Source organism: uncultured Sphingomonas sp., assembly GCF_964244265.1.
In the GTDB taxonomy this organism is placed as follows: domain Bacteria; phylum Pseudomonadota; class Alphaproteobacteria; order Sphingomonadales; family Sphingomonadaceae; genus Sphingomonas.
Genome location: NZ_CAXTHV010000002.1, coordinates 136,880 through 148,900 on the forward strand (window position 1 = coordinate 136,880; position 12,021 = coordinate 148,900).

10 protein-coding genes, 1 tRNA gene and 1 pseudogene are annotated in these 12,021 nt (G+C 66.6%); 1 reads left to right on the plus strand and 11 read right to left on the minus strand.

Translation table 11 applies throughout. From position 1 onward, the window contains the following. Positions 1–206 precede the first annotated feature (206 nt). The gene (locus ACFE7K_RS01620; protein WP_375396402.1) at positions 207–476 is read left to right on the plus strand and encodes a hypothetical protein; all 270 of its coding nucleotides are present in this window, start codon (positions 207–209) and stop codon (positions 474–476) included. 82 nt (positions 477–558) lie between these two features. Here the strand turns inward: ACFE7K_RS01620 and ACFE7K_RS01625 are convergent. From ACFE7K_RS01625 to ACFE7K_RS01675, 11 genes and pseudogenes are all read right to left on the minus strand, one after another. After that, positions 559–635: transfer RNA gene (locus tag ACFE7K_RS01625), tRNA-Ile, on the minus strand. Positions 636–799: 164 nt separating this feature from the next. Beyond that, the gene (locus tag ACFE7K_RS01630; protein ID WP_375396403.1) at positions 800–2,167 is read right to left on the minus strand and encodes an AAA domain-containing protein; all 1,368 of its coding nucleotides are present in this window, start codon (positions 2,165–2,167) and stop codon (positions 800–802) included. Then, positions 2,164–3,594: a hypothetical protein gene (locus tag ACFE7K_RS01635; protein WP_375396404.1), complete on the minus strand. Its 1,431-nt coding sequence runs from the start codon at positions 3,592–3,594 to the stop codon at positions 2,164–2,166. Before ACFE7K_RS01635 ends, ACFE7K_RS01630 begins: the two co-directional genes overlap by 4 nt. Beyond that, on the minus strand, positions 3,587–4,693 hold the full coding sequence (locus ACFE7K_RS01640) for a hypothetical protein (RefSeq protein WP_375396405.1): 1,107 nt from the start codon (positions 4,691–4,693) through the stop codon (positions 3,587–3,589). The genes ACFE7K_RS01635 and ACFE7K_RS01640 overlap by 8 nt, the downstream gene beginning before the upstream one ends. After that, positions 4,690–5,529, minus strand: a complete 840-nt coding sequence (locus ACFE7K_RS01645; protein WP_375396406.1) for a hypothetical protein — start codon at positions 5,527–5,529, stop codon at positions 4,690–4,692. The genes ACFE7K_RS01640 and ACFE7K_RS01645 overlap by 4 nt, the downstream gene beginning before the upstream one ends. A gap of 104 nt (positions 5,530–5,633) precedes the next feature. Continuing rightward, positions 5,634–6,941, minus strand: a complete 1,308-nt coding sequence (locus tag ACFE7K_RS01650) for a DNA methyltransferase (protein WP_375396407.1) — start codon at positions 6,939–6,941, stop codon at positions 5,634–5,636. Positions 6,942–6,978: 37 nt separating this feature from the next. Continuing rightward, positions 6,979–7,578 carry an RES family NAD+ phosphorylase gene (locus tag ACFE7K_RS01655; RefSeq protein ID WP_375396408.1) on the minus strand — a complete coding sequence of 200 codons (600 nt, stop codon included), beginning with the start codon at positions 7,576–7,578 and terminating at the stop codon, positions 6,979–6,981. Next, positions 7,575–8,189 carry a hypothetical protein gene (locus ACFE7K_RS01660; protein ID WP_375396409.1) on the minus strand — a complete coding sequence of 205 codons (615 nt, stop codon included), beginning with the start codon at positions 8,187–8,189 and terminating at the stop codon, positions 7,575–7,577. Before ACFE7K_RS01660 ends, ACFE7K_RS01655 begins: the two co-directional genes overlap by 4 nt. An 83-nt stretch (positions 8,190–8,272) precedes the next feature. Next, positions 8,273–10,318 carry a hypothetical protein gene (locus tag ACFE7K_RS01665; protein WP_375396410.1) on the minus strand — a complete coding sequence of 682 codons (2,046 nt, stop codon included), beginning with the start codon at positions 10,316–10,318 and terminating at the stop codon, positions 8,273–8,275. Beyond that, positions 10,315–11,289 carry a DEAD/DEAH box helicase family protein gene (locus ACFE7K_RS01670; RefSeq protein ID WP_375396411.1) on the minus strand — a complete coding sequence of 325 codons (975 nt, stop codon included), beginning with the start codon at positions 11,287–11,289 and terminating at the stop codon, positions 10,315–10,317. The genes ACFE7K_RS01665 and ACFE7K_RS01670 overlap by 4 nt, the downstream gene beginning before the upstream one ends. Continuing rightward, a pseudogene (locus tag ACFE7K_RS01675) lies at positions 11,286–12,021 on the minus strand (site-specific DNA-methyltransferase); the annotation flags it as partial. The pseudogene ACFE7K_RS01675 and the gene ACFE7K_RS01670, both read right to left, overlap by 4 nt.

A 12,021-nucleotide genomic window follows, 5' to 3' on the forward strand; every position in this document is an offset into this window, starting at 1 on the left:
CTGGACCGCCATGTTGTGGATCGTGGCGAACGCGCCCGAAGAACTGGGGCCGGTGACGCCGCGAAATCGCGAATGATCGTCCCGTCGCAAAGCCGTGGCTGGAGTGACTTTGCCAATTGACTGCCACTTTTCCGCCGCTATTGAAGGTTGTTCGCGGGCGGCATCGAGCCGAGTTGCGAAAAGTTTGAACTTTTGGGAGCACCCGAATGAAGAAGATCGCCTTTGTTCTCGCGGCCGCCGGGCTGATGTCCGTGGCGGCTTGCAGTCCTAAGTCGCCGGAGGCCGCCGCCATCGAGAACAACGCCGACGTGGTCGCCGACAACATCGAGACGCAGGCCGACAATCTGGATGCGCTGGCCGATAATACCGCCAATGCGACGGCTTCCAACGTGCTGGAGACGAAGGCGGACAATTTGAACGCCGCTGCCGACAACGTGCGCGACGCCGCGGCCGCGAAGGTCGACAATCTGAAGTGAGCCTGTCCGCCGGTCACCGGCGGCATCTTCTCTCGCATGAAGGGGCGTCCGGTATCCGGGCGCCCCTTTTTCGCGCCGCTCGTGGTGGGCCCGGCAGGACTTGAACCCGCAACCTAGCCGTTATGAGCGGCCAGCTCTAACCAATTGAGCTACAGGCCCCCAAGAGCGTTGGTCGGGAGACAGGATTCGAACCCGAAATACCGTCGCCCCAGACCCACGGATTTCCGCGGTTCTTGCAGGATCGCGGAGCCCTTGTGACTCGGTTGTGTGCTACAGTCCAGTGCTATCCTGAAAGAGCCGCCAGCGTGGCGCTCCGTCGGCTGCTACTCGGTGATCACGCTGGCCGTGGAGGTCACGAGACCATGAACGGCCGGATGCATACGGTTCGACCGCGCCAGAGCGAGCATCAGTGTCAGATGCGCCTGCCAGCCGCGGTACTCCGGATCGTCGTCGATGCCGAGCGTGCGGTTGCCAGCCGGCGCGAAGCGCATCAGCTGCTCGCTGATGCCTTGACGCCCGAAGATCCAGCATCCGATGCGATGCCGGGACAGCATTACGCACAGGCGGCCCGCGTCGAGGTGGAACGCCGTGGCGTCGGCTCTGCCGGAGAGCGGATGGTGCACGAACATGAAGGGCCGCTCGATTCCTTGGTAGCGGTTAGCCGTCTCCACGAAGATATGCGACAGTCCCGGCCCGAGGCGTTCACGCACGGCATTGACCTGGCTGACGTGGGCGCAGACCACACCGATGTCGCGGGGCCGGACCTCGGAGACGGTGCCGTCGTCGCTCATGCGCGGACCTCGCATCAGCAGTCGGTGGATGGATGCGACGAGTTCCTGGGCGAGTTCGCCGTCGGCCTCGCCGGTGATCTGCGCGGGCAGTTCGACCATGACGATCGACGAGCCGCTTGCCACGGCGTCGAGCGCGGCGTCGAACGGCATGATGCCAGCGACCTGGAAGCCGACCGAGCGATCGTAGCTCATCGCGCGGAACGGCATGTTCGGATAGAACGAAGGCTGCACAATGGCGACCGTGTCGGCGTTGAGCCGGCGCGAGACCGGCAAATGGAGCTGGAGCACCGACGGGTGGCGGTTCACCAGCGCTTCCGGGCACGACACCTGGGGACCGGAAGGATCGCACCGCCAGCGCTCGATCTCGCAGTTGACGAAGGGGTCGATCTGCCCGGGATCGCCGATCAGGACGTGCCGTGGCGCGAGGTTGGAGATCAGCCGGAACTTGAAGTCGGGCAGCTGGAAGGCCTCGTCGACGATCTGGACGTCGAACCGCCGCTCGGGCGTCCCAATACGCGACCACTTCGCGGCGTTGCCGATCGTGATCGACGGTACGCGGGGAAGGCTCGCCACGTCGTGGACGACGACGAGGTTCGGCAGGCTGGCGACGTCGTCGGGAATGTTTAGACCGCTCTTGGCGAACATGTGGATTGGGAACGACCGGGCGTTATCGGTGAGCCGCCGGGTGAGGTCGAACGCCTGTTGGTTGGTCTGCGTCACGACCATGCAGCGCTGGTCGAGCAGCTGCGCACTCTGGAGCGCGACGCGTTGCGCGACGCCCGTCTTGCCGGCGCCGGGCGGTGAGCGCAGCACAACGGCGGGTACGCCTTGCCACTGGCTGGCAAGGACATCGGCGAGCGCCGCGTCAGCGGCGGCCTGCGGATCGGGCGGGGGCGTCACGTCAAGCCCTCGACGGCGACGAGCAGGTCGGCTGGCATCGGCCGTGCGGCGGGAGCGGCCGCGGGCATCGCGTTGCCGTGCGTCCATGGCGGGTTCATCAACCGGATGCTCATCTGCTGCAGCTCGAAGCCGAGGCCGTTCCAGTTCGGCGCCTCCGGGCCGAGGTCGAGGATGGCATTCTCGGGAATGGACTTCACCGTCCGCTTGCCCTTGTCGACCGTCGCGCGGATCCAGGTCGTCGCTCCCCGTCGCTGCACCGCGTCTATGCGCAGCGAGATGGTGGGGCCGTCGAGCGCGAACAGGATGTCGCCTTCGCGCAGGTGGAGCCCGGTCTGGGCGGTGGTGAGCTCGACCGTGTATTCGAACAGTTTGGGGCGGATCCGCCGCTCGATGACCTTGAGAACCGCGGCACGCAGGACCTTCCCTGCACCTACGCCCCGTTCGCGCGCGGCGCGGTCGTGCCGCAGCGTCCCGGCATCGAGGTTCGAGGCGGCGCGCTCCCGCGCGACGATCTTGATCGCACCGGCTTTCGGCTTGTCGCGGTATGGCAGGTGGTGCCCCTCGTCGCGCGCGGCCATAAAGCGCTCGAATTCGCGCGCCTCCTGGTCGGCTAGGGCGTCGAGTGCGGGGTTGGGCCGCCAGCGGGGATCGTCGAGAAGCGCGTAGGCGCGCTGCGTGGCTGCGTGGATGGGACGCAGCACACCTTCGAGCATCTGGGTGATACGGGCGTGGTGGAACGACCGCTCGCTCTGCTCCTGCGCCGCGTGGAAGTCCTCGATCGCGGGCTGCAGCCAGCGTCGATCGAACCGGGGGTCGGTCTTGACGCCCATCGGCTGTTCCTCGGCGGTCGCGACGGCGGCGAAGATGTCGCGGCCGGGCGTCGGCTCGATCCAGGTAAGCAACGACCCGAGGTGCTCGTCCTCCGCCTCCTGCTGCCCGGTGGCGAAATGCATCCTGAGAGCGCCGCTCGCGCTGATCAGCGCCTGCTGACCGTCGATCGGCGACCGTTCGCCGGCGTAGGTCCAGAGTTCGCCGAGGCGCTGGATGTCGGGCTCGTCGGTGAAGCGCAGTCGGTCGGCCAGCGTGTCGAGGTGGCCGAGCGCACCTGCCGACGACACCCACAGCTGAGGGAAGGTCCCTGCCGCGCGGCACTCCGCGTAGCAGGTCTCGAACATTGGCAGCATCCAGCGCAGCAGCCCATACTGGTCGTCGCGGCGGCGGGGGTCGGCGACGATGCCGATCTGCGGCGCGTCGCCGAAGCGGCCGATTGCGGCAGCGTGCACCGACGTGTCCTCGCCGGCCATCGCGAGCAGCGTAATTATCCGCGCGTCGGGTTGGATCACGACCTGGCGCTGCGACACGATCGGCACCGCCTGCCCGCGCTGCAGGGCCCGGAGGCGGGCGGTGACCTGGAAGAGGTCAGCCATTGGCGATCCTGTCGAGCAGGGCGGAGGCGGCGCGCAGCTCGACCGACAGCGCGGCCTCGGCCCGGTTGTTGGGTGGGCGGCCGCGCCCGTCGAGCAGGTCGATCGCGCGGGCGATCGAACCGGCCGCCGCGAGTTGCTCGGCGGCGAGGTCGCCGAGGATGATCGGCTGGCCGCCGGCGAGCGCCTGGGCCCGGCAGCGCTCCCACAGCGCGCAGTGCTCCTTGCAGGCGGAGCGGTAGTTGTTGGGCAGCTGCTCGACCACCTGGGCGTTCGCGAAGGTCCGGCCGGCTGGGACCAGCCGCTCGACCTCGTCGAGGTCCGCAGGCGCGGCGGACAGCGCGCGGACCAGAGACGCCAGTTCGGATTCGGCGCGCATGGCGGCGAACAGGCGGGGGTTGAACGATCCCGGCGCTCGGAGGACCATGTCGACGCGGTCGGTCGCGACGGCCGGGTCGCCGCCCCGCGCGGTGATGTGCTGGCGCAGCGCCAGCGTCCCGACCGCCGCCTCGCGGCAGGCGGCCCGGATGTCGGCCTGGTCGGTCTTCCCGCCGCGGTCGGCATAGGACTTGATTGTGCCGAACCGGTAGGACGGGTCGGCGTCGGCGGCGACCATGTAGTCGAGCTCGATCGGGTGGTCGACGCCGACGAGTTCGAGCGGGAGCCGCGGGTTCAGGATGAGGTTGGGCGCGTTCGGGTTGCCGGCGTGCTTGAGGTCGATGAGCCGCTGCGTCTCGGCCTCGCGGCGCCGGCGGGCGACGACGGAATCGCCCGGCGCCTGGTCGGCGACCGACGTGATCTTGACCTCGGTCTGACCGAGCATGCCCTTGTCGCGGTAGGCGGTCAGTAGAGAGGACCCGCCGTTCCCGAGCAGGCGCCGCTGGAAGGCCTGCGACAGCGTCATGGCGAACGGCGACATGATGTCGGGCTCTGCCTGGAAGACGTGCTTGATGACCTCGCCGGGCGTCAGGCCCGCGATTACGATCGCGCGCAGCCTGGTGCAGCCGGCGTTGCGCGCGACGCTCTCGATCCCGCGCGCGCCCACTTCCACCGGGGCGATACCGCCGCGTAGGCGGGCGAGGCGTGGGTTCTCTGGGGTCACCGGATGGCCCTGCCGGCCTGCTGCGTGTCGAGGAGCGCCGGATGTCCCCACAGCTTGAACCCGGTGCTTCCGCCAGCGAGGCGGTTGGCCGCCGCTTGGCGCTCCGCCAGGTCGTCCGGTTCGAGGACGCCGAGTTCGGATGCCGCCGTCTCGATCACGCGGGCCGGCTCGATGGGCTGCCCGGTCTCGTTCGCGCCCGGAATCGAGCGGGCGAACGGGAACAGCAGGCGTTCCAGTCCCTTCGCCTCTGAGGCGCCGATCTCGCGCAGCTGGGTCAGCTTGTGCGACAGGCTGATCGCGATCCGCAGGTTGTCGGTGCGCATGCTCCGTGCGCCGATGATCCTGCGCTCCAGGTTCCACGCGGAGCTGGTCAGCAGGCGCGGGATCGCGGTCAGCATCGTAGCGTTTATCGCGGGCACGATCCACGCCGGCCGGGCGGCGATGTTGCGCCGGGCCGCGTTTTCCTCGTCGCGCTTCAGGCTGGCGAACCGCGACGGCGAGGGCCGCGTGCCCGACAGTGCGGCGATCAGGTCGGCGATGAGCGCTGGCGCGGCCGGCACGCCCAGGTCCTCGATCGCGTCGAGCGCCATCTCGCGCAGCGGCTTCCCGGGCTTGCGCGCGCGCGGGGTGGCGATGTCGCGCGCCTCCAGCTCGCTGAACCGCAGTGCGTCAGACAGACGTTGGTATTCGGACGTGAGTTCGGCGATCTTCGCCTGCGCCCGCTCGCGTCCGGCCGCGCTTCCACCGGCCAGAGCCTTGGTCAGCTCGGCATACGCGTCCTGCTGCCGCCTGGCGTTGCGGGCGAGCTGTTCGGCGAGGGGCAGGCTGCGCGACATGCCACCCATGTAATCTTCCACGCTCTTCCATGCAATACCACGCTTGCCTGTGCGCGGATGCGGCTAAGTCGCTGAAATCTCGCCTACGGTAATTCGCGTGCGGGTCATTTCTTCGCGAAGCAGAGGACGGATTCGGTCGCGCCCGACGGTCGCTTGTAAGTGAGTCGGGCGGGATTGATGTCGGACATCGATCGGAGGTGGAAATCCTCGCGCCGGGTCAGGCGCAGGCCGTGCGCCTTGCCGATCTCGCCGATGACGGTCGGCAGGTCGTTGTGGATCTCCTTGTAGTAGGAGTCCTGGACGACCAGCACTGCGCGCGCGCCAGGCTTCATCGCTGTCGACATCCGGGCCATCGATCGGGACATCTTATCGAAGTAGTCGAGGTGCGTGCGGTAGTAGTATCCGCCCGACGCCTTGGACGGGTGGCGCCTGAGCTCCTCTAGAAACCGCGCGCACGTCCCTCCCCAGTCCTCGCTAACCTCGATCTGCGATTTGGGGACCTGCGTGGTGCCGATCATGCGGAGCCCCAGGCTGCGGGCGTTCGTGCCGAGCAGTGGCCCGAGGACCGCGAGTTCGATGCGCGTGGCCGCGGTGTAGTCGATCCGAGTGCAGTAAGGCGGGGACGTGAGGACGAAGTCGACGCTCTCGGCTTCGAGGTTCATGATCGCGGTGTCCGAGAGTGCGATGCGGGTGCCGCCCTGCTTCGGCGAGCCCGTCGCCAGCAGCTCAAGCTGGTTGGCGGCGAGTGCGCGCGCCATCCCGCGCACATTGTTGCCGAAGAGGCGGGCGACCTCGATCATCGAGGCCGTCAGGCGGGCGTCCGTTTCCTTCGGCCGGCGCAGCCAGGTCGGGTTTGACGATCGGAACGGCGCCACCAGCTTGCGGCACGCGGCGAAGAGCGCGACGTAGAGCGTGGCGGCCGTGCCCGAGATCCGGTCCAGCTTCACGCCGTCTGGCGACTTGGTCATGTTGCCGACCAGGCCGCGGCGGATGTTCTGCTCGATCGCGCGGATGAACGTAGCGGTCTCCGCGTCGAACCAGGTCAGCAGGGGGTCGTCGTCGGCGAGACGGGCCGATGCCGAGTGCGCGTGCGAGAGGATCGTGGCGGCGAGCGGGCGGAGGTGGTCCGCCTCGCTCGGCGGGAGGAGGCGCGCGCGGGCGACGATGATCATTACCGGGTTCAGGTCGATGCCGACCGCGTCGAGGCCCAGGCCGCTGGCGGTGTAGGTGGTCGTGCCGCTGCCGTTCCAGGGATCCAGGACGACCGCGCCCTTTGGCAGCTTGGCGGTCCGGAGCAGCTCCCTGGCGAAGTGCTCGGGGTAGCCCGCATAGTATGGGAAGAAGCCTTCCCAGCCGGTCTGGAGCCGCTTGTTGCGTTTGGGCGAAAGGATCGAGAGGCGCCGACCGGTCATCGGGCGCTCCGACGATCGGTGCCGCGGTCGCCGCTGGTCATGGCCGGGCGTATCCGCGCTTGCGCCGGACGGTTATGCCGAGCCTTGTCAGCTCTCCGGTGAGGAGCGACGACTGGAGCACGCCGATGGGCGTAGTTCCGGAAAGCGTGGCGAAGGCGCGGTTGTATATGCCCAGGCACCGTCCGGTCGTGAGCCGCGAGTTGAAAAGGATGCCGTCAATGTCCGGCAATTGGCTGTGGATGGCCTCCGACAGTTCTTGGCCGCTGGAATGCTGGCGGGCGCGGCTGGTGTCTGTGTCGACCCCGGCCTCGTAGGCGGCACCCCCGGTCAGGTCGATCAGCTTCAGCGCGCGGCCGGAACCGATCGAGGTGACGCACAGCCCGTCGAGGAAGGGGCGGTATAGGAAGCGGCGGGACTTGCCCTCGAAGCGGTCGCGCACGACAGCCTCCGCGAACGCGGTCGGGAAGTCCTCCGCGGCGTAAAGCACGCGGAACGAGCCGGAAATCGTAGAGAACCGGCTCGATCCGAACCCGGCGTCGGCCGGCGTCGCGCGGTGCCGTGTCGGCAGGATGCGCGGCCAGTCGGCAATGCGAGCCGTCACGGTCCGTTCGTGAATCCGGTTGGTGAGTGGCTTCACGCGTAGTCAAACGCGCCCGCTGCAGCGCTCGTGACCATCGCAACATCCCTCTCGCGCAGCTTTTCGATTGGCGGCTTGCCCTCGGTCATGCGGTTGGGCGCGACTAGCCACTCCCACGTCTCCTCGGGTGAGGCGAAGAACGGTGCGACCTCGTCGAGACCGGCGACGGGGCGGCGGAGCTCGAACTGCCGGAGCGGGTAGAGGTAGTTGCGCAGGCCCTTCCGCAGCGCGACGATCTTGCTCGACTTGCGCCAGTTATCGATCGTGCCGCGCGAAATGTTCAACCTCTCGACGAGGTCGCCCGCGCCCACCAGGTCGCTTTCGACCCAGTCGGCCGCGTCCACGTCTACGGTGATCTGGTCGAGAAGGCGCGCACCCTCCGACGCCGATACGACCGGACCCACGCCGCCGCCCTGGAGGACGAGGTCCTCCCGGGATGGCTTGTCGACCACGGGTTTGGCCGCGCGGGGCAGCAGGGCCTTGGCTGCGGTCGGCACCCGCACGTTCAGGGCAGTTGCGAGTTCGAACAGGCTGGCCAAGTCCATGCGTTCGACCTTGTCCTCAATCGCCTTCGCCAGAGCGATCTTCGCCGGGTTCGCCTGTCTCGCCATCTCCGTCCTCCGTGTTGGCAAACTATGCATTATAGGCAGAATATGCAACAGCTATTGACAGGGTCCCGGCAGCAGAAAGGTTTCTAAGGGGAAAAGGTCTGGACGTGGGTCATCAGGTCGTCGACCGTGCGGGCAACGGTGAAGAGCGGCTCGGTCGTCGATCGCTCGATGGTGGCAAAGTGGCGCTTGCCACATTCGATCTTCGCCGCTTCGGACCCGCGCAAGTCCTCCATCAGCAGCACTCCCTTCGTCTCCGCGACGAAGTAAAGCCGCTCGCCCGCTTCGGTCGTGACCAGCACCGCCCAGTCGGGATTGTAGGTGCCAAGCGGGGTGCCAACCTTGAACCAAGACGGCAGCTTCGCGAACACCTTCACCGCCTCGTTACCGTCCAGTGCTTCGGCGAAAGGGCGTTCGATCGTCGACGAGTCCCAGATGACTGCGTCGTACACCGACTTCTTCGTCTCCACCATTCGGCCGAGATAGCCCTTCAGCTCTTCCGCCTCGAATAGTTCCTGCGCGTAGAAGACGTCGTCGCCGATTTTCTGATAGCGGACGCCGGCGACGAGCGCGGCGACCTTGGCGCGTTCGATCAGGTCCGCCGCCTGGTCGATAAAAGCCGCAGGGTTCAGCTTCAGGTCGTCGAGCCGGCCACTGTCGATCAGGATCTTCGCCAGCGACGCGCGGCGCAGCTGTGTACGGTTCTGAAGCTCGCCCAATACGTCGGGGACGACTATGCTTTCGGGGGCAACAGTGACGAAGCCGGACGCCGTCTCGTCGCCGGTGTCGACGCCGCCGCGGCCGATCGCGAGTCCCGCCTTGCGCCATCGCAGCTGGGCGCGGGCAACGTGGGGAGCATTGGCGATGCGTTCGGCAGCGTCGGCGATTAGGGCATCGGGATCGAAAGCCAGCCGATAGGTGGTCCGATGCTTGATCCGATCCCAAAGCTCCTTGAAGTCCTCGCTGAGGAATACCGCCTTGTTCAGCTTCACCGTCCGGCGTTCGTCGGCGTTGCGGATATCGAGCCGCCCGGCGAGCTTGACCAGCAGCGCGCGCGCCGGGGCCGCGACGGCGGCGAAGCGGTCGGGCAGTACCAGCGTGTTGTCCTTCAACGCCGCGCGCAGACTGTCCTGGATCTTGCCGGCGGCGTCGATCAGACCTTCGTCGCGGAGGTGATCGAACAGGGCACGCGACTCCGCGACGCCCATCGGCTGCGTGCCTTCCGGCGTCTCGTACACAAGCGCGGCAAAGCTGTCGGCGACGACGGTGCCGAAGCTAATCCCCAGATCCTCTTCGATCTGCTTCTGCAGGCCATCGGCGAACGCTTCGAAGCTCTCGTCGGCGATGACCGTGAGGACGTTCAGCCCCGCGTCGCGCCGACGGTCGCCATTGGCATCGACGCATAGGCGAAGCCCGCGGCCTATCGTCTGCCGACGCTCGCGGTTCGTTCCCATTTCGCGCAAGGCGCAGATCTGAAACACGTTGGGGTTGTCCCATCCCTCGCGGAGCGCCGAGTGCGAGAAGATGAAGCGCAGCGGTTCGGCTTCGTCGAGCAGCTTCTCCTTCTCTCTCATGATGAGGCGAAAGGCGCGTTCGGCCTCTTCGCGGCTCCTGGCATTGCGGAAGTCCCCGGCCGCGTTGAGTTCGGCCTCGACGGGCACACCCTTCTTGTCGATCGAGAAATAGCCGTCATGGGCAGCTTCGGGCTCCGGCTGGCGACCGGCGAACAGCGTTTCACGGAAGTCCGGGTGACCGGCGACCTTGCGATATTCCTCCTCGAACATCCGGCCGTACTTGCCCAGCGCCTGCGTACCGTCCTCGGCATAGGCCCGGTAGTTCTCGACCCGGTCGATGAAGAACAGGCTGAGCACCTTAATGTGCTGGCCTTGTTCGCGGAACGCGCGCTCGCGCAAGAAATGTTCGCGGATGGTGCGCTCGATCATCCGGCGGACGATGCCGTCGCGATCAACGTCACCATGCGCCTGGCCGGGGCGGAGGTAGACGACATCGCCGGGGATGTTGAGCTGTACCAGCTCGCGACCCTTGCCGCCCTCGATCGTGCCGATCGAAACGTCCCGGTACACGTCGCGGTTGGTGCGGTCCTTCAGGTCGTCACCGTCGCGAACGGTCATCTCGGTCCGGCGAACCGCCCCAGCCCCTGCAAGTCGATCTCCACGGTCGCGACCGGTGGCTTGTTCTTCGCCGTCTTGACCGACACCAGCCTGACATAGGCGGTGTTGTTCGCGCCGCGCACTTCGGCACCGGCCACGTCGATGCGCTTCACCAGCTTGCGCTCATAAGCGTCAATCGCGTCAAGCCGGTACAGCATGTGGTGCGCGTGCAGGTGGGTCGCGGAATAGCCGATCGTGCACAGGGGGTGCATCTCGCGCAACGCCCGCGCGCCGGCGCTGTCGGGATCCCGGCCCTGCACCGATTGCGGTTCGTCGACTATCAACACCGGCCGGGTCGCACGGACCAGATCGACCGGCTTCTCGCCGCCGGTCTTTTCGTGGGGCGTGTAGAACACGTTGGTATCGAGCTTGTTGAACGCGCCGATCGTGCCGATCATGATCTTGATCGTCGAGGCGGTGGCGAAGTCGCGGACTTGTCCCAGCTTCGCGCTGTCATAGACGAAGGCGTCGACGGCAACCCCGGCATAGAGCGCGCGGAAATGGTCGGCGGTCATCTCGATCGTCTTCGCCACGCCTTCGCGGATCGCGACGCTGGGTACCACCATGACGAACTTGGTGAAGCCGAACCGCCGGTTCAGCTCGAACACGGTGCGAAGATAAACATAGGTCTTTCCCGTCCCCGTCTCCATCTCGATGGTGAAGTTGCCGTTCGTCAGCGCCGCCGCTGGAGCGAGGCCGTTGCGGAGCTGCACTGCATTCAGGTTGGCGAGGATCTCGTCGTCGAGCAGCGTCAGGCGGTTGCCGATGCCTAGCGTAGATTCGTCCAGCCCCAGCGCGCCCTGCGCCGCGTCTGCCGCGACGCGACTGACGGTAAACTCCGTGCGATTAATGTCCTGTCCCTTGAACAGGTCGCACACCGCCTCGATCGCCTGGATCTGGTAATCGAGGTCGGACTCGAAATTCAGCTTCACAGGCTGCGAACCTTCAACAGCTTGTCGTCGAGCCGCTGGTCGAGGATCGCGGCGACGTTCGCCTTAGCGACGTCATTCTCGAAGCCGGAATCCTTGAAGAAGATTGTGGCGGCCGACACCGGGTCTAGCCGATCGATCCAGTCCACGATGCCGTCCGCCAGCGCTTCGGCCCCTGCTGAGGTGACGGGAGCAAGGCACACCACCAGCACGCCACCACCCAGCGCATGGACGGGCACACCGGCGATCATCTCCGTCACCATCGGTTCGGTCAGATCGATGCCCTGCTTGAGCAGCAGCTCGATCAACAGGTCGTCATCGCTGCGGCCTTGCACGATGTTGTCGGCGGCAGCGAGCAGGTCCGAGGCAAGGTCGTCGGCCGGCTCCCACGCACTCAGGTTCGATGATGCGAGCTTGTAGACTCGGAAGCCGACATCGCCCTGCGTATCAGTATGCTCAGCTCTGAGCTTATTGCCGGCCCGCCGGAGACGTTCCTTCGTTAGTTCGGCAATGTTACGAGGTTTCTCCATCGCATTGCAAAAGTCAGCTGCGACCTTCTGATCCTTATTGCTGGCATCAAGTGTCTCCGGAAGCTGTACTAATATATATCTGCGGCATCCACCATCAGAGGCATTCTGGGCCAGAACTGCATGGCCCGTTGTCCCCGATCCAGCAAAGAAGTGAACCGCCCCGGGTTTGTCGGAGGCCCTAACTCCTGAGAGGAAGGGGCTATGA